Source organism: Pseudoalteromonas sp. UG3-2, from assembly GCF_037120705.1.
In the GTDB taxonomy this organism is placed as follows: domain Bacteria; phylum Pseudomonadota; class Gammaproteobacteria; order Enterobacterales; family Alteromonadaceae; genus Pseudoalteromonas.
The window spans coordinates 469,176-488,118 of sequence record NZ_JAWLJU010000001.1 but is presented as its reverse complement, the minus strand read 5'-3'; the positions used below and the strand labels follow the sequence as shown (position 1 = coordinate 488,118).

Annotated in this window: 15 protein-coding genes; 10 read left to right on the top strand and 5 right to left on the bottom strand. The window is 43.2% G+C overall.

Features of this window, described 5'->3' with window-relative positions:
• Positions 1–523: 523 nt before the first annotated feature.
• Positions 524–2,674, bottom strand: a complete 2,151-nt coding sequence (locus tag R3P39_RS01920; protein WP_336565324.1) for a prolyl oligopeptidase family serine peptidase — start codon at positions 2,672–2,674, stop codon at positions 524–526.
• A gap of 589 nt (positions 2,675–3,263) precedes the next feature.
• Between R3P39_RS01920 and R3P39_RS01915 the strand changes: the two genes are divergently transcribed.
• From R3P39_RS01915 to R3P39_RS01885, 7 genes are all read left to right on the top strand, one after another.
• On the top strand, positions 3,264–4,526 hold the full coding sequence (locus R3P39_RS01915; protein ID WP_336565323.1) for a hypothetical protein: 1,263 nt from the start codon (positions 3,264–3,266) through the stop codon (positions 4,524–4,526).
• A 54-nt stretch (positions 4,527–4,580) separates the two neighbouring features.
• Positions 4,581–5,465, top strand: coding sequence for a hypothetical protein (locus R3P39_RS01910; RefSeq protein WP_336565322.1), 885 nt, complete (start codon positions 4,581–4,583; stop codon positions 5,463–5,465).
• 50 nt (positions 5,466–5,515) lie between these two features.
• Entirely contained in the window at positions 5,516–6,556 is a 1,041-nt protein-coding gene (locus tag R3P39_RS01905) for a c-type cytochrome (protein WP_336565321.1), read from the top strand.
• Complete coding sequence (locus tag R3P39_RS01900) at positions 6,550–7,956, top strand: hypothetical protein (protein WP_336565320.1); 1,407 nt, start codon at positions 6,550–6,552, stop codon at positions 7,954–7,956. The genes R3P39_RS01905 and R3P39_RS01900 overlap by 7 nt, the downstream gene beginning before the upstream one ends.
• A 23-nt stretch (positions 7,957–7,979) precedes the next feature.
• On the top strand, positions 7,980–9,857 hold the full coding sequence (locus tag R3P39_RS01895) for a hypothetical protein (protein WP_336565319.1): 1,878 nt from the start codon (positions 7,980–7,982) through the stop codon (positions 9,855–9,857).
• Positions 9,858–10,022: 165 nt separating this feature from the next.
• Positions 10,023–11,222 carry an RsmB/NOP family class I SAM-dependent RNA methyltransferase gene (locus tag R3P39_RS01890; RefSeq protein WP_336565318.1) on the top strand — a complete coding sequence of 400 codons (1,200 nt, stop codon included), beginning with the start codon at positions 10,023–10,025 and terminating at the stop codon, positions 11,220–11,222.
• Positions 11,223–11,230: 8 nt separating this feature from the next.
• Positions 11,231–11,482, top strand: a complete 252-nt coding sequence (locus R3P39_RS01885; protein WP_336565317.1) for a DUF2999 family protein — start codon at positions 11,231–11,233, stop codon at positions 11,480–11,482.
• Between the two features lie 38 nt (positions 11,483–11,520).
• Here R3P39_RS01885 and R3P39_RS01880 read toward each other — a convergent pair whose 3' ends face one another.
• The 4 genes from R3P39_RS01880 to udk form a co-directional block, all read right to left on the bottom strand.
• Positions 11,521–12,513 carry a WD40 repeat domain-containing protein gene (locus tag R3P39_RS01880; RefSeq protein WP_336565316.1) on the bottom strand — a complete coding sequence of 331 codons (993 nt, stop codon included), beginning with the start codon at positions 12,511–12,513 and terminating at the stop codon, positions 11,521–11,523.
• Positions 12,514–12,663: 150 nt separating this feature from the next.
• Positions 12,664–13,182: a dienelactone hydrolase family protein gene (locus tag R3P39_RS01875; protein ID WP_336565315.1), complete on the bottom strand. Its 519-nt coding sequence runs from the start codon at positions 13,180–13,182 to the stop codon at positions 12,664–12,666.
• 200 nt (positions 13,183–13,382) lie between these two features.
• Positions 13,383–14,606: a NupC/NupG family nucleoside CNT transporter gene (locus R3P39_RS01870; RefSeq protein ID WP_336565314.1), complete on the bottom strand. Its 1,224-nt coding sequence runs from the start codon at positions 14,604–14,606 to the stop codon at positions 13,383–13,385.
• A 12-nt stretch (positions 14,607–14,618) separates the two neighbouring features.
• Positions 14,619–15,248 carry a uridine kinase gene (gene udk, locus R3P39_RS01865; protein WP_336565313.1) on the bottom strand — a complete coding sequence of 210 codons (630 nt, stop codon included), beginning with the start codon at positions 15,246–15,248 and terminating at the stop codon, positions 14,619–14,621.
• A 296-nt stretch (positions 15,249–15,544) separates the two neighbouring features.
• Here udk and R3P39_RS01860 point away from each other — a divergent pair, with 296 nt between their 5' ends.
• The 3 genes from R3P39_RS01860 to R3P39_RS01850 all read left to right on the top strand — a co-directional run bounded on the left by R3P39_RS01860 (position 15,545) and on the right by R3P39_RS01850 (position 18,713).
• Positions 15,545–16,759: a phosphopentomutase gene (locus R3P39_RS01860; RefSeq protein ID WP_336565312.1), complete on the top strand. Its 1,215-nt coding sequence runs from the start codon at positions 15,545–15,547 to the stop codon at positions 16,757–16,759.
• A 10-nt stretch (positions 16,760–16,769) separates the two neighbouring features.
• A complete protein-coding gene (gene deoD, locus R3P39_RS01855; RefSeq protein ID WP_336565311.1) occupies positions 16,770–17,471 on the top strand; it encodes a purine-nucleoside phosphorylase in 702 nt (233 codons plus the stop codon).
• Positions 17,472–17,741: 270 nt separating this feature from the next.
• Positions 17,742–18,713, top strand: a complete 972-nt coding sequence (locus tag R3P39_RS01850) for a tetratricopeptide repeat protein (protein WP_336565310.1) — start codon at positions 17,742–17,744, stop codon at positions 18,711–18,713.
• Positions 18,714–18,943: the final 230 nt, after the last annotated feature.

Genomic DNA, 18,943 nt, shown 5'->3' with positions numbered 1-18,943 from the left:
CAGGCTCAGATTAAAAAAGGTGCGAGTGCTCAATAAAATGCCTATTCAGCATCCTAGGTTGTCGTATAGTTTTTTAGAAATATACTCTGCCATGCAGCACTAATTGTTATTGGTTGCAGTACGCCCTTTTGATAATGCGGCTGTACAAGGTCTAAACCCTGAATAACTGCTGTATAAAATGAGAGGGTTACACCTCAGAGTGCTCTTCGTCCTGTTTTAAGTGAGTCTGCAAGCACTTAGGTATTTAGGTTCACATTTTTGCTCGCACCAGCTTTAAATTAATTCAATACAGGCTTTTTCAGTCCATGTCTGCTAAGTGGATAAATAGTAACTTGCTGTGGTTGAGCGTGTAGTACAGTGGTTTGGATTATAGTTGGGGTTGAATCAAAGAAGCTCTTTAGCGGAGCTGATGGGTTTCACTTTTCAAGGTGTTGGAGTATTAGTTCAACTGGTATAACCTGCACTTTTGTGAAAAGTTAATTAGCGCAGTAGGGCTCTAAAAATAGCCCTACTGCGCAAAAAGTTATAGTGACTTCACTCCCATGTTGTGCAGAGTGAAACTAAAAATATCGGCATATTGGTCAATGATTTTACTAGTAGGCGTACCGGCACCATGACCTGCGTTAGTTTCGATGCGTATAAGTGTTGGGTTACTACCTGACTGTTTATCTTGTAGTTCAGCAGCAAACTTAAATGAATGAGCTGGTACAACTCGATCGTCGTGGTCACCAGTTGTTATAAGCGTAGCAGGGTAGTGTACTCCTGACTTAACGTTATGAACTGGTGAGTAGCTTTTCAGGTATTTAAACATTTCTTCGCTTTGGTCTGCCGTTCCATAATCATAAGCCCAACCAGCACCAGCGGTAAAGGTGTGATATCTAAGCATATCGAGTACACCAACAGCTGGTAGCGCTACTTTAAATAGCTCAGGACGTTGAGTCATGACAGCACCCACCAATAAACCACCATTGGAGCCACCATTCACTGCTAGTTTTTCGCTTGAGGTGTAGTCTTTCTCTATTAAGTATTCAGCGGCTGCGATAAAGTCGTCAAATACATTTTGTTTTTGCAATTGCGTTCCCGCTTTATGCCAAGTTTTGCCATATTCGCCGCCACCACGAATATTGGCAACGGCATAGACACCACCCATCTTAAGCCAAGCCGCTCGTGAAGAGCTGAATGAAGGTGTTAAGCTAACATTGAAGCCGCCATAACCATAGAGAATAGTTGGGTTAGTTCCATCAAGCTCGACCCCTTTTTTATGAGTAATGATCATTGGCACCTTGGTACCGTCCTTTGAAGTATAAAACACTTGCTTGGACTCATAGTTATCTGGTTCAAAGTCTATCTCGGGTTGTTGATAAATATCTGATTGTCCCGTTTTTGTATCGAACTTGTAGGATGTCGTGGGCGTTTTGTAGTTACTAAATGAGTAGTACAGCACCTCATCGCCACTCTCACCAGCAAAGCCATATGCAGAACCAACGCCTGGCAATTCAATATTGCGAACCAAGTTCCCTTGCTTGTCGAATTGCTTGACTTGAGACACTGCATCTACCATGTAACGGGCAAAAATATAGCCACCACCGATACTAGCGGATAGCACGTTTTTCGTTTCAGGAATAAGGTCTTGCCAATTGCTTGGAGTGGGGGTCGCTGCATCAACCGTAACTATTCTTTTATTGGGAGCGTTTAGATTGGTAACTAAAAATAGTTTACTGCCTTTATTATCTAAAACGTAGGTATCGGAATCGGTATTATCTAAAATAGTGACAAGAGGACTGTTTTGTTTAGTGAGGTCTTTCATAAACAGCTTGTTCCCTGAAGTGGAAACGCTAGCTGAAATGAATAAGTATCGTTTGTCTTTTGTTACCTGAGTACCAACGTAACGATGTTTCTCATCAGCAGTTGAACCATAGACTATCTTGTCTGACGATTGTGGCGTATTAAGTTTATGATAATAGACTTTGTGCTGATCGGTTTTTGCAGATAATTCACTGCCTTCTGGCTTGTCGTAGCTAGAGTAATAAAATCCTTCATTACCATACCAAGAAATATTACTAAATTTTACATCTACTAGTGTTTCACCTACCTGCTCTTTGGTCTTTGTGTCTAAGACGATAACTTTACGCCAGTCACTACCTCCCTCAGAGATCTGATAAGCTAGCAAGGAACCATCCTCGGTAAAGCTTAAGCCACCTAATGAGGTCGTGCCATCATCACTAAAGGTATTGGGATCGAGAAATACTTCAGGCTCGCCGTCATTGAGCTTGCGATAAAGCACATATTGATTCTGTAGCCCATCATTTTTGAAAAAGTAAGTGTACTCACCTCTTTGAAATGGGGATCCTATTTTTTCATAGTCCATTAAGTCGGTTAGTGTCTGTTTTATTTGATCACGGTAGGGGATACCTTCAAGGTAAGTTGAAGTTACTTTATTTTGATTTTTCACCCATTGAGCTGTTTCTTCGCTCATATCGTCTTCCAGCCAGCGATATGGGTCAGCTACTTTATGCCCGAAGTATGTATCAACAACAGCTTCTTTTTTGGTTTCTGGGTAATTGATTGGTGCTGGTTGATTTTGTGACATTGTCTCTGAGTGCGTTGATTCATTAGAAGTATTGCAACCGGTCAGCGCGAGTGCAACTGATAAGGTTAAAGCTTTTTTGAACATAAAATTTCCTTGAGTTTTATTTTTAATTAATATCAATTTGAATACGTAAACAGTTTATGTTTGTAGCGGAGAAATGGTCTATGAGTTTCCTCGTCCAGCCAATGTAAAATCACCTTTATCAATGCAGATAAGATAAATTTTTTTCTGCGTCGTACTTTAGATAAGAAACCTTTAACGCTACTAGCGAGGCCTTTGACCTTTCAAATTGATTGAAGCATTAATGTGATTGAGTTTACTTTATCACTAAGGTTAGGTGACTCAAAATAATATGAGACGATTTAACTTAAATAAAATCATATAGATACTCTTGTTGTTTACAATGGTTCACGACATTCTCTGGAAAAAGTAACGGCGAAAGACGCGAGCCTTATTCAAACTCGTCTCGACTTGCCTTAAAAATAAAAATCATTTGATTTCAGTTGGTTCGTATTTTGTTTGTGACTTTAAGGTTGGTTTTGTGTAAATATTTTGTTTTTTGTGCTTTACTTAAAGCTCGCCAAGTGATGTGGATGTATGTTCCTCAACAGACCTAGGAAGTGGCGAAAAAGTTGATTTGCAACTTATAAATTAGATACATAAGGAATAATGTATGAACACTTCAAAGTACAGTCAGAGTGTGTTTTTGATGACTCTGGTCATGACCTCTATGCATGTTCAAGCTGTCCCCATGTCTCATGATGAAAAAGACATTTCGAGCTTTTTTAGTGCAGACACACAAAGAAAATTTAACTTATATGCTGATACTCAAGATAATCAGCTAGTTTGGTATGTGCCCAAAGAAGGGCAAATAGCCATTAATGGTGCTAATACCAGTTCACCAAGGCCGCGGTTATCGGTGTTATCGCGAGTTTCACCTTACGGTATTTGGGCTGGTTTAGAGCAAGCGGTAATCGGTGGTGCGTTTGACACCACTGGTAACCGTGGTGCACTGTTACGGTTAAAATCGGAAGCTCAGGAGCGGGGCTGGCGTGTAGCGCCTGCACCTGCTCAGCATGCTAAAACTCGGTTTATGCTCAGCGATATATATTTCGACAATAGCGGTAGAGCGCATGTTGAGTGTGAGATGGAAACAGGTAGTCTTAATGGCGTTGAGTTCCAAGTACCCAAATGCTACGCCTTAGACGATGACGGCAATATGCAACCAACGGATGTGGTTGCTAGTTTTCAATCCATGGCGCCCGATGGCTTCTCTTCCACTTCGACTTATATTCCATTTCAATTAGTGACAACACCAAATGCGACGCCTGAGATTCGTCAAATTATGATGGCCGGTGCAAACTGGGATGCCAATATTCAAGCAACCACGGATTGGCAGCTCACCACCCATGCCAGAACTCAAATTGCTCGCATTAACATTGATTGGGAACGCGTTTTTCAGCAAGCAAGTACTTACACTGCGGTGCATTTAAATTCGTGTGTAGAGGCTGAGATCGAAACTTTCTTCAGACGCTTGCTCGATAACCAAAATGGTCAAACGGGCATTACCATCGAATATAAACAGCCAGATGGTAGTTATTCTGAAAATCCCACTAATATTGCCCAGTTTGATCAAGCTGTGCAGTCGTTGTACGAGTCAATTCGCGATGAGTTATTTATAGAGCTCAGAGACTTTGGTCAGTCACAGTTAGGAAATGTAGATAATGAACCTAGCGGCGCTGTGTTTACGCTCAGAGCAAATTACGAAAAATTGGTTTTCCGCCGCAATGAGTCAAGGTATTTAACCTGGAATCCTGGCTCTAAGATCAGTAATGCATCGACCAATATGACTATTCAATGTAGTAAAGGCGGATTTGGCCTCCCAGTTACATGGGATATGGACGATCCAGCGTGTCGAGACATTATTGGACAATAGTACCAAGGACAAAAAGCTGAGGTAACGCTCAGCTTTATCAAAAAGGAGATTGTTATGAAACGCATTTTTATTGTCGTGATCGCAGGGTTATTATCACTGCAAAATAGTCATGCCTTGACGTTAGATGATGTGGATTTTAGTGTAAAAACGGAGCAGGATGGTTTTATTTATGCGCCTTTAAAAGGAACTGAAATCAACGCTGGCATTTTTTGGTATACGACATTAAAGCAAGATGTTACTCCACCGACGAGAATAAACCCCTACTTTAATAAAATATCGATACGGGCATATCCGCAAGCACAAGATAATGGCAAATATACTCATTTTGTACAGCAAAATAATATTATTGATGAGCGGCAAAATCTTATTCCTACCAATGCACAATTATGCATCGAGACCAAGGGGTTAGTCGCTAAGTTAGAAGCGCTAAACCTAAACTATCAATTAGAGAGAAAACCATCCGGTTATCCAAGCCTGTGTTGGCTGAGTATAACCTATTTGAAACCGTCAAACAGTGCCGTTGAAGCTCAACTTATGGACTATTTGAATGCAAATAATGTTTTAAACCATTGGTACTCAATTGAAAGCACTCGTTCTGAGCCCGTATATTTAGATGCTCCTCGTATTATCACCGATTTGCTTAATGAAAATGCTTTGGTTGCGTCTCCCCCAGATCCATTAGACAACAGTGTGGAGTATAGCGGCGATTTATTAGACGTTGTATTTTACTCTAGGAATTCTCCAGCCGAAGCGTTTCGTAGCAACGCAACCCCAGGAGAGAGTTTGTCTGTAAATGATTGGAAGCGCTTTATGAAGCTTTTCTCTATAAGGTTTACAGGCGGGGTGCAGGTCAATAGTAATGACGTTGATCAACCCATTGAAATTTCGCCAAGTTCTGGTGAAGTCGTGGTTAACGTCGATACCCGAGCTAACCAGTAGTGATGTTGAGCTATTCGTATATTGCACTGGTGCTAAGCAGCAATAGTGCAATGCTTACAAGCACAGCTGAAGAGTGCTTAGGTTGTCACACTGAGGTTAGAGTACAGCCACCAGGGCGTTTTCAAAGTGGTTTTGGTCGCTGGAAAGACAACCAATGTTATGGCTGTCACGCTGAAATACATGAAGTAGGGCATAACCTTGTCACTAAGCAACCCGATCCTAGGTACCTTACTTTACCAGTTTCAGATGAACGTTTACGCAACTTAGTTAAGCATCCAATGCCATATCTTGAGGCGCCGTTACATCTAGGTTCCAGCAGTGGCGTAAAATATCACGCCCAGGGCTTGGTTAATTTCCTGCGGAGGCCAAGCGCTAGTTGCAGTGAAGGGGAGTGTCGAGCCATCAGCATGATGGCTTACCCTGCCATATCGCTTGTTGATATTAAAGCGCTCAGTATCGAAGTCAGTTCAGAGTCTGTTAGCCAAGAGCTACGCGTTATCAAAAAAGGCGAGCTACTCTATGAGCAGACATGCGCGGCATGCCATGGTCTCAAAGACGGTGTTGCTCAAGCAAGCATGTCGTTGTATGCAAAAGAGTACCTTTTGCAGTATCAACATTCGGGTAAGTCTCATGTGTCTTACCGTTTATCTCAAGACCAAGCCGCAGCGTTACAGGCATACTTCACGCATTCACGTAATAAGCTCGAAGAGGAAGTCGATGCCAAGCTAACCGCCATTGAAAAGCAGTGGTCAAGAATACCTAGTTCCCCATTAAACCGCAGTGAAAGGCAGTATGTTTGGAAAGGAATTTGGAGAGATAGCGGTTGCGTGCATTGTCATGGTATCGAAGGCCGGGCAAAACAAAGGTTTGATACATCTAGCATTGGCTTAGCTGAGTACCTGAAAAATGGCAATGGCAAAAGCCTATATTACCGTTTGAAGATAAGGCAAGCCGAGCAAGATGTTGGTATTGGTGCAAGTGTGCCTGGGATGCCAATGACTGGGGCAGCGTTGCACCCCCAAATTATAGAATTAGTAGGCCGCTGGATTAAGAGCGGCTGTAACAATCAACAAGGAAAGAGATTATGTTAATTAGGACTTTAGCAATAGCAATAATGAGTATGGTTTTTTCTGTGACCAGCTTGGCCATACCTATCAGCCCCAGTGTCAAAGACGTTTCTGGCTATTTTTCAATTGATAGTCAAAACGCATTTCATTTATTTGCTGACTCCGATAATTCTAATCTTGTCTGGTATATCCCAAAAGTTGCGAGTCTTGACTCTGCTGGAGGTAGGCCAGTATTTTCGGTGTCATCAGAACAAATATTATCTGGACCATTTAATGGCTTAAACTCGATATCATTTGCTGGGCAGTTTAACTCACTAACTCGGAATAACCGCCTTTCGGCTTTGCGACTTGAAGCTTTGCTAAAAGGTTTCAACCTGCAGCCCGTGGAAGCTATAGCTGCAAACACCCGGATTATACTTGCGGGGTTTTTATTGGATAATGAGGGCCGCTTGCAGGTTAATTGTACTGAGGAAACATGGAGCAACCCGTCAGGCACCATAGTTATACCCGTTTGCAAAGCAAAAAGCCAAACTGGAGAGTGGTTAGCTGTGGACTTTCTTAGTGAGTTTGAAAGCACATTAGCGCAGCCAGGTAACATAGGGCAAAAGTTACCCTTTTCAGGTAAAGCGCTTCCAGGTTGGGAGTATGCAATTAATACTTTATTAGAAAGTGGCACTAGCTGGGATGGCCTAATTCAGTTTGCTATCGAATGGCAGCTGCCTACTTATTCAAGGAAGTTAGATGCAAAATACCGAATTGACTGGTTACAACTTTCTGATGTATTGAGGCCTAAAATTAAGCGCACTGGTTGGAGGTTATCTTTAACTGAAGTTAATGAGTTTATTGCACACGCAATAGCTGAGCGTGCTGGTGTAAAAATTACCTACTTCAAAGATCGTACACAAAGTCAAAGTGCATTTTCATTAACTCAGAAGTTAAGGGTCGAGTCTAGCATCAAAAACAGGCTTCAAAAGTATCTATTTACATTCGTAAGCCACCCTTCAATGCTTTCAACTGCAGCGAGAATTGAATTATTAAACGCACCAAGAAAAGTTTTTTTACCGTCGAGAGATGAACTTGAAAATAAATGGGGAAGTGAAGTAACTGATAGATTTCCTGCCATTGCGCAACAATACGACCAAAGCAGCCCATTGTGCCTTCATTCAGTGGAAGGCAAAGTATGTCACTCTCCAATGCCGCCAATCTTACTGCCGCCAAAAGACATTGAGCCTCCGACTAATCATCAAGGGTATTACATACTGAAAGCGAATTATTTATGGCTTATAAATCGGACTATTTCTGATTTTACAGTTTACCACACCGACATTGAACAAGTTTCGGCAACAACATTACTTAATATCGATTGTGTTGAAGGAGCAATTGATCAACCGATAATCTTCGTAAATGAGCTCGCATGCATGTGACTATTGCGGCATAAGGAAATAGTATGAAAATGACAAATAAGTTAGTCAAAATATCGATTTTGTGTGTATTTCTTAGCGCTTGCGGTGGAAGTGGTGATAAGCAGAACGGCGCTACACCAGTAGAGAATCAGACTCAGTTTTCTTTGGATGTAACCGTCTCTGGTGTGTCTACACCAATTAAATTTAATTGGCTGGGTGAAAGTTATAACCTTACCAATACTCAGGTTTTAACAAAAACAGCGGCAACATACCAAGCCCCGACTTTTGAACACCCAGAGCACCATGTATGTGAGAACAGTCATGAGCAAATATCAGCAACTGAGTACTCATATTCTATTAGCTGTGAAGCCGAGACGTTATGGCAATTGACTGTAGATATGGCTGACTTTGCAGAAGAGGTCTCTTTCGCTTGGTTTGATGAAGAGTACTCGGTCAATAGTGAGCAAACATTAAGTCATTGGTCACTAGCTTACCAAGCTCCTACTAATGTTAACTTCAGCAATGAAGAGTGTGGCTACAACGAGGAGCAGTTGTCGCCATCTCATTATAATTTAGTTGTTAATTGCCCCCCCGATCATGCCATGGTCAAGGTGCCTGAGTCGTTACCTTATGCCGTCACTGTGATGGTGGCGGGAGAGGAGTATGAGTTCCATGAGGCCGGCGAGTTTGAGCTTGATAAACCCTATAATATCAGTGAGTTTGAATTGGTTCGTGTCGCGGGTGCTGCAGAATGTAGCTTAAATAGCAGTGATGAAAATACGTTTCAGTTAAGTTGTGTAGAATATACCTTAATCGATGGCGATAATGGCATCGTGCTGCTATTTTCGGATGGCACCACCAGGGCTTTGGCTGGTAGTGAAGCAAAGTCGTTAATTTCCCCCATTGTATTTCATGATGATATCGCTTGGTTTGTCAGCTCTGATGGCATTGAACGCATTGATAGTGAAAATACTCTCGTGCTTGGTTCTTTGCTTGAACTGGATGGCGCGTTGGACATGGATTTTAGTAAAAGCAATGACGTTTTGTCAGGGCTAAAGTCTGACGGGCTTTATCGTTATGGCGATAATGGCTGGGTATTACAGCAGCCATTTGCAACTTTGGACGTGCTACCAGATTTGTATCGTTCTGGGCCTTTATTATCGGTTGAGTTAATGGATGAAAACCAGCAAGCGCACATTTATCAACATCACGGTAGCAATAGCTCGGGCACATTTACTTTTGATGAGCGCTACCACAAAAGTACCGCGACAGGTGTTTTACATAGCAATGGCTTTGGCTTAATGACGTTTTGGACTGAGGATAAGCGCTTAGGCTATCAATTAGCTGTGAGTTCAGCAGCACACATCGTGGACTTTATCGACGCTGATACCAGCTCAAGTATTCGGCAAAATGCTGATGATGAGCAACAACTGGTCAGGATATTTTCAGGAGCAGTGCAGCGTTTAGAAGAAACTTCAACCATGAACATTGAATGGGTCAGCCAATTTGCGACTCAGGCCAGCGAGGTGGTTGCCATGGGGGAGCTACTATGGCTTGGAAAAATAGATGCAGAGAGTGACTTTATGCTGCTTGAGCAGGTTAGAGACCAGGAAGAAGAATTGCTTGCGCAGTTGCAGTCACAGACATCATCTTCCGCGCCATTTTATACCCAGTTCCATTTTGTTGACTCTGAACAGACTAAAAGCCTATTACCCACTGAGGCCACATTAGGCTGGACACTACTTTGGCAAGCCAATAATGAGGATACACTTGGTAGTATTTATGCTACTGATGGCAGCAAATTGGTGTTATTTCAAACTGGGCAGTCGTTGCAGCAATTTGGTGCATATCAGGTCAGTGGCGTTGCTACACGTTTTATAGTCATTAGTAATGGCTCTACCTCTGTCATTGTGGAAAAATAATCACGACCGCTGGATTAAAGGGGGGGTATGTTTTCACCCCCTTTACCATCATTGCTAGCTAGCCGATGAGTTAAGCTTTGGTTTCAGCTAAAAATCATAAACTCTAATTGATGCCCGGTACTTAGCAGGCTAAAATAGCCCTTTAGCAATAATCGAGACCGCATCGTGTCTATTACCCGTTCGTTAGTTCAAACTCTGTCTGAGTGCATTGAAAATGTGCTGGAAAGTTCTCCTCATGCCGATAAGGCATTAACACAACTATTGCACAATAATCCCCAATGGCAGCTTGATGAGCGGCAGTATGTGGTCAGCAATTACTATCATATTTTTCGTTTTAAGCGTTTGCTGGAATACGTGCAAGAGCAAAATGGCATCAGCCGCGATGGTTTTGGCTATTGGTTAACCGCGCAAGTCGTTACGCAACAAACATTGCCAGAATGGTTAGATACCGAGACTTATGATTTCGATGCGCTAAGTGCATCTATTGAAACTGCTCCTGAGGCGGTGAAATTGTCTATGCCGGACTGGTTGCATGAGATTGCTCAAGCACAGCTTGGTGAACAGTGGTCAGATATTGCTATGGGGCTAAATCAAAGCGCCATTCAATATATTCGTCCTAACACCTTAAAGTGCGATCTTGAAAGCTTGCAACAATCTTTGGCAAAAGAGGGCATTACGGTTTCTCAGGTGCAACTCGATAGCCATATTGCTTTGAAGGTGGAATCGAACAGTCACTTATTCCGTTCCCAAGCGTTTCAGGCCGGTTGGTTTGAAATGCAGGATGCGGGCTCGCAGCAAATCGCACCATTTTTACAGGTGAAGCCTGGTCATAAGGTGGTGGATGCTTGTGCTGGCGCGGGTGGTAAAAGCCTGCACCTAGCCGCGTTATTAGAAAATAAAGGCCGCTTATTGTCGCTAGACATACATGAACATAAGCTTGAAACCCTAAAGCAAAGAGCCAAGCGCGCTGGTGTTCATGTAGCTGAAACTCGGGTGATCCAAAACAATAAGACCATCAAGCGCCAAAAAGAGAAATTTGATCGGGTGTTATTAGATGTGCCTTGCTCTGGCCTTGGTGTATTAAAACGTAACCCAGATACTAAGTGGCACTTGAATTCGCAAAATTTAGACACACTTATTGCATTGCAAAGCGATATTTTGCAGCGCTATAGTCAAATGTGTAAGGTGGGCGGCAAGTTAGTGTATGCAACCTGCTCTGTTTTACCTGCAGAAAACGAACAGCAAGTGCAACAGTTTTTAGACCGTAATCCCAACTGGCAATTAGAGGCATCGCTGAGTTTATTGCCTGGCATAAACACTGAATTCGATGGCTTCTATGCCGCCCGATTAGTAAAAGTAAGTTAGGACATATTATGAACCCAATCATTGCGTTACTGAAAGAGCATGATATTTCAGATGAGCAAATTCAAACGGTATTTGGCCAGTTAACTGAAAACCCAATGATGGCAATGGGCACCATTCAGCAGCTGGGGATCCCACCGGAAAAGCTGCAACAGTTAATGGCCCTAGTGATGCAAAACCCAGCATTGATCAAAGAAGCCGTGGATGAGCTCGGTTTAGACTATGCCAAAGTTGTGGCGGCAAAAGCGCAGTTAAAGCAATAACTGCGTAGCCACCTTAAGTGCGGAGTAATGGCTCCGCGCTACCAGTTAAATAAGATCTGTTGTAAATCCCACCGCTCTAATACCCCATCAGAGCTAATCGTGGTGAGCACATTGCTGTTGGAAAGCTGCAAATCGTAAACGGTACTGCCAAGGCTTAATTGCGCAATAGGCCAGCTGATTATTTCTTCTCCTGAACTAACCTGCCACAGTGACATATGCGCTTTTGAAGAGCTCGTTAACAGGTATTTATCGTCAGCCACAAAGGTGGCCTCACGGAAAAACTTAAAGCGCTGAATATAGTCTAATGAGGTTAAGTTATCGCCATTCTCAGCGGAAATAATATGTTGATCGGCAAGGGCATCAGAGACAAATAGCTTATCTTCCGCCTGCGATAGCGCAAGGCTTGTGATGCGATGAGGTAAGGCATAATCAAATAGCACCTGCTTGCTAGCAATATCGACTTTTTTAGCATGGCCATCAAGTGACGCCGAGTAAACCACACTGAGGTCGCGGCTAAATATAAGCTCCGTGATACTGCTTTCATGTAAGGCTAATTGAGATAAGCTTTGCTGTTTAAGGTTCAATAGTTGCGCGCTGCCATCGTTATAACCGAGCATGATGAGGTTTTCATCGGATGACCAAATCACTTTTGTGACACTGATATAGCTGTCGCGCTGGGGCAGTGCGTAGGTAGTGAGTTCATCAGAGTAGAGCTGCCAAATGGTGAGCTGTTGATCCGATACACTCAAAATACTGCGTTTTGATGGCGCAATAAAGGCGGCGCGAAAGTATAAGTTAAACTTGCTGCCTTCAATCTGTTTGATAATTTCCTGTGTGCTGTTGTCCCATACTTGCAGTAAATGATCTTCAATCAACAATAATGTCAGCGCGCCGTCATCAGACAGTTGCGCTGCTGAAATAGGCAGCTGCGTCAGTTGTAACTGCTCCAAAGGTAGCAGCTGTTGCTTCTTACTGCATCCAGCTAGCGTTATTGCCATAACGAGCAAGAATGTCTTCAGCGCCAATTTCATAATAGTACTCCACTGCACTGCTTGAACGGTAATGACTTGATGAGTGCTTATCTCACTTCAATCTAGCATGGTTATTGGTGATTAGAGTAATTAATTCGTTATCGGCCAAAGCCATCAATGCTTAAATACCAACCGGTATTAGCTGGAACGCTAGGTTATGGCTGCTGTGATGTATTGTCTAAGTGGTCCAGACTCGTTAACCGTGGCAATGGCATCATGAGGGCAATCAATGAATTGTTTTTGTACTAGCTTTGACTCACTAACTTGCTGGTAAAAATAGTGTTCATCAATGGAGAATAGGGCGCTGGTGGGTACTTTAGGTGCTAGGTCTAAATGATCTCTAATGCGCGAGCCAAACACACAAATACATTGGCTTATGGGTAAATCAGGCATGGCAGCAAGTTGCCACGCCGAGGTAGCGCCAACGCTGAAACCAATTACCACCACAGGCTCTTGAGCGGCTTGCAATGTTATTCGAGCTTTAGCGGTCAAGTTATCAATAGAAGAAACTCGCTTAAAAAACGCATATTGCGATTCATTTGAACGTTTATACGCAGCTTGTTGCCCATGATAGGGGGTGAGGTAGTCAGCTTCAGGACCTAAGCTATCGGTGAATTGGCGAATATAGTCAGTATCGCCATGAATATCAGAGATAACTAAGTATTTCATGTAACATTTCCTTTGCCGTACAAAGGGTGATAATGACTAAGGATGAGTTGGCAGTCAAGGTAGAAAAAAGCGAGCCATAGAAACGATAAAAGGGCCATAAAGGCCCTTTGGTGAAGTATCGTTCAAGTTAGTGTGGTTACTTTAACCCCTTAAAGCAACCAACCAATTGTTTTGCAACTGCGGCTTATCTCAATAAGTTTCTAAGCTAGCGAGAGGAAGAAACCTGCAATTGCTGCACTCATGAGGTTAGCCATAGACCCTGCTAACACTGCTCTGAGCCCCAGGCGCGCGATATCCTTTCTTCGACTTGGCGCCATACCGCCAAGCCCGCCTAGTAAGATGGCAATCGACGACAAGTTAGCAAACCCACATAACGCAAATGTGACAATGGCTTGTGTGTGTTCACTCAACGCATCGCGATAATTCATATAATCTAGGTAGGCAACGAACTCGTTAACTACCAATTTTTGGCCGATAAAACTACCTGCCGTAACGGCTTCTGACCAAGGCACCCCGAGCAACCAAGCAACAGGAGCAAAGACATAGCCTAAAATTTCTTGCAACGTCAGTGTTGGGTAATCGAATATTCCACCCACACTGCCGAGTAAACCGTTTAACAGTGCAATTAACGCCACAAAAGCCAGTAACATGGCACCAACATTCAGTGCTAGGTGCATGCCGCTCGAAGCGCCTGACGCTGCGGCATCAATTACGTTAACCGGTTTATCATCACCGCTGTCGACCTCTTCGAGGTTCTCATGCGGTTTTTCGGTTTCTGGCACAATCATTTTGGCCATTAAGAAACCACCTGGAGCGGCCATAAAGCTGGCTGCAATCAGGTACTTTAGCTCTACGCCAATAGCAACATAGCCCGCCATTACGGAGCCCGCTACCGTTGCCAAACCGCCAACCATAACCGCAAACAATTCTGATTGCGTCATCTTTGGAATAAACGGTCTGACTATCAAAGGCGCTTCAGTTTGGCCGACAAAAATGTTGGCAGTAGCTGATAACGACTCTGGTCGTGACGTTTGTAACAGCTTTTGTAAGCCGCCGCCTAAAATTTTAATAATCCAGTTCATGATGCCGACGTGATATAACACGGCAACAAGCGCTGAGAAGAATACGATCACCGGCAGCACCTGGATCGCAAAAATAAAACCTAACGAGTCTTGTTGAGCCAAAGGCCCAAATAAAAAGCTAATACCGTCATTGGCGTAGCTAATCACTTTCGCAACTGCGCTAGACATTGCAGCTAAGGCATTTTTGCCCGCTTCAATAAAGAGTACAAAGCCACCAATAAGGACTTGCAGTAAAAATGCAACGCCAACGGTGCGCTTATTTATAGCACTGCGGTTTGTTGAAAACGCAAATGCTACGCCTAGGAGCATCATCATGCCCACTAAGCTCATAATTGTTGTCATGCCAATTTCCCGTTATTCTTGTAGCAAATATTTTATTTTACTTTTAATAATATCAATCGCAACGCGATTCATACCACCACGGGTCACAACTAAGTCGGCATTATGCTTTGAAGGCTCGATAAACTGATAAAACATCGGTCTTACCGTCGCCTGATATTGTTCTACCACAGAAGACAGGCTTCTACCTCTGTGCTCTATATCTCTTTGCATACGACGCAGCAAACAAATATCTAAAGGCGTATCAATAAACACCTTTATATCGAACTCTTCACTTAATGCAGGATCACTTAGCAGTAATATCCCCTCTACGATTAATATCTTAGCAGGATTTACTATTCGTGTTTTATCGCTACGTGTATGCTGTCCGTAGTCGTAGGTCGGAACCTCTACAGATTCACCTTGGCGAAGCTTAGTTAAATGCTCGCGTAATAACTCGTGTTCAAACGCATCAGGATGATCGTAATTCGTTTGAGTACGATGCTCTATAGGCAAATGCGATTGATCTTTATAATAGGCGTCCTCTTCGATCACCGCGATAGTACCCGAGGCCAGCTCGTTAACTAGTTCGTTGTAGATCGTTTGACTAAAAAGAGACTTACCAGACGCAGATGCGCCAGCTATAGCTATAATAGTTCGTGTCACTAAAGTTCACACCCAGCAGTTGTTTATGTTGGAAGATCACAATAGCAAAAAAGACACGATTAATCTCTTTTGCCTCGCTTAATGAGCAAATTTAACTGGTTTAGTGTACTCAAAACAGGACTTATGTCCTCTGGAGACATTTTGCAAGATCGACGATTTTCGTGAAACTTATGACTATTTTATGACAGCGGACTTATGTCCTGTACGATTTTTTGAACCAAACATAAAGTAACCAACGCTTGTGGTAATGATGTATTTATAACAAATTTCAGCCACAGCGTATAAGAGAGGTATCTATGGCAAGAGCAATCATTTTAATGGCAGATAGCCTAGGCATTGGCGCAGCACCAGACGCTGAAAAGTTTGGTGATGTAGGTGCTAATACTCTCGCTCATTTATTGCAGGCTTATAAAGAAGAAAAAGGGCAAGCATTAGACTTACCTAACCTAAGTAAGCTTGGCTTAATCGCAGCGTGTGAAGCTGCTGGAAAAAAAGAGTGTGCCGTGGCACAACATATTGAACCAAGCGCGGCTTGGGGATATGCAAAAGAATTATCAAGTGGTAAAGACACGCCGTCTGGCCACTGGGAGATGGCTGGGGTACCAGTGCTGTTTGATTGGGGTTACTTCCCTAATACTAAGCCATGCTTCCCACAAGAATTTATTGATGAGTTGTGCAAGCGAGCAGACATCCCAGGTATTTTGGGCAACTGTTATGCTTCGGGCACAACAATTTTAGAACAACTGGGTGAAGAGCACATGCAAAGCGGTAAGCCGATTTGCTACACCTCAGTTGATAGCGTCTTTCAAATAGCCGCTCATGAGCAATCGTTTGGACTTGACAAGCTTTATCAAGTATGTGAAATCGCACGGGCACTGCTTGATGAAATGAATATAGGACGAGTGATTGCGCGGCCATTTATAGGCACCTCGAGTGCCGACTTTATTCGTACCGGTAATCGTAGAGATTACTCGGTGTTGCCACCAGCGCCAACGGTGCTAGATAAACTAGCCAGCGATGGTGGTGAAGTGATCAGCATAGGTAAGATCGCGGATATTTATGCCCATCAAGGCATAACGCAAAAGCACAAAGCGCCTGGCTTGCTAAACTTACTGGAAAAAACCAGTGAGGTAATGGCATCGGCACCGGAGCATAGCATCGTATTCACTAATTTAGTGGATTTTGACGAGAAGTTTGGTCACCGCAGAAATGCCGTTGGCTACGCCGAAGCGCTGGCACAGTTCGACGCTTTTTTACCAGAGATCATCGCGAAATTGCAAGCAGATGATTTGCTGTTAATTACCGCTGACCATGGTTGCGATCCAACCGCGGAAGGCACTGACCATACCCGCGAATATGTGCCGGTATTGGCATATACCCCAGGTATGGACAATACTCCTTTAGGAGAGAGACAAAGTTTTGCTGACATGGGTCAAACACTTGCCCAGTGGTTTGATTTAGACGCAACAGAATATGGTGAAGGCTTTAAAGCCGCAATTAAGCCAAATTAAAGGAAACATTATGAGCACGCCACACATTAGCGCAAATCCAGGTGATTTTGCAGAAACCGTATTAATGCCAGGAGATCCACTGCGCGCAAAATACATTGCAGAAAATTTCTTGGAAGATGCTCGTCAGGTCACTGATGTTCGCAACATGTTTGGATTTACAGGCACCTATAATGGTAAGCCAGTAAGCATCATGGGCTCTGGTATGGGGATCCCATCCATGTCGATTTATGCTCGTGAGCTCATTGTTAGCTTTGGCGTTAAGAACCTAATTCGCATTGGTACCTGTGGTGGTATCAGTCAAGACATTAAAATCCGCGATGTTATTTTTGCACAAGGTGCCAGCACTGACTCAAACGTAAACCGTGCCCGCGTACGTGGTTATGACTTTGCCGCGATTGCTGATTTTGGCTTACTTGAGAATGGCATTAATGCTGCACGTCGTCTTGGTATTGAAGCAAAGGTTGGTAATGTTTTTACCACTGATACTTTCTATCAAGCCGATGGTGATTTTTACAAAGAGTTAGACAAGCTAGGTGTCATGGCGGTAGATATGGAAACCGCTGGTATGTATGGCGTTGCTGCTGAGTATGGCGCTAAAGCAATGGCACTGTTTACTGTTAGTGACCATGTTATTACTGGCGAGGCAACGCCAGCTGAAGAGCGTCAAAGCACCTTCAATGAAATGGTTAAAATTGCACTTGAATCAATTTAGTCCTAGATATAAAAAGTTCCTTGGTAACGTAATCGCAGAGTTTTGGAGACACGCCTAAAACAACGCGAATCACACCCAAAAAAGCCGCTTATGCGGCTTTTTTTTTGCCTGTTACAAAAGTCAGCATAGTGACGTATGTTGCAACTTAACCTCATGGTTTATAATTTAATCTAGCTTTGGGTTTCTTTTTTCTCTGCGAGGGCGATGTATCTGCACTATGTTGATAGTGCCAAGAGAGTGAAAAAAGTAGATTAGGGAGTGGCAAACTAGATGATAGTAACCATGGTTTTTAGCTTTATGCTTGGGGTAACCAGCCTCAGCAATAGCGTGTTTTTAACTTTAGAAGACCTTGCTAAAAATGACCCTAGGCAGGCTGTACAACTTTATCAACAGACCCTCAAAAGAGACGATTTATCGCTACTACAACGTTACCGCTTGCATTACTTAGCTATCAGAGCCAGTGCACAAGCATATGATAACAAAACCTTAATATCGGCAATCAATGCACTGAAAAAGCCTCAATACAGTGATCAGGTGGCAGAAAACAAAGCCAAGATCCTGAGTAACATTGGGGTTGCTTATCGTCTACGAGAACAAAACAAAGCAGCCGTTACCTATTACCGCTGTGCCTTAGAGCTGGCTGAAAAGCGCCAATATAAATCGGCGATTAAAATTAATATCGCTATAGCTTACACCCGCATGGGGCAACCTGCTATTGGCTATAACTTACTGACTGGCATTGAGCAACAGTTTTTACCTGATTTTATGCGTGCCGGCCTAACAACGGCATTGGGTAATGCCGCCACAGCGACTGGCAAGATTGATCAGGCGCTGCAACACTATAATCGCGCCATTGAGCTTTACGCTAACAGCAACAATCAACGCGCCATTAGGCTGGTGAGTTTAAACAGTGCCGGGCTTTACCTGATTAACCGCGATTTAAATGCCTATGAACAGGCGATGGCAACGCTTGCAGACGATGAAGAGATCAATCAAACCAGAGCAAATTACCTGACATGGCTGCGAGAGGTGGCTAAGCAACTGGTGCAGAGCCCAAATAGACAGAGTTTAGTGCTTAGCGACACAATGGCAACGGCATTACAACAAGTCGCGTCTGAGACCTTTGCGAATATCGTTAACGCTCATATTACAGCATTTAATATACCGACTGTTGCAGTACAAGAGCAAATTCCCGAGCGAGATCCTTTACCTCTGAATTTAACGCCACAGTGGTGTCAATAGTGGCACCAGTGTGCACTTTTCCTCTTTAAGGGGCTGAAGTAAAGCAAATGGTGGTCATCGACTGTGGCGTCGGGAATACAATAGCAAAACAGCTGTCTCACCAACATGCCAATTTCATTTCATTATCTTGTTTATCAACCCAAAAGGCTTAAGTTAGCGCGTTAGTACAAATAACAGAATTTATTGACAAACACGGCCTTTTTGCCATGGTTTAAAGTGCTAACCGCTAG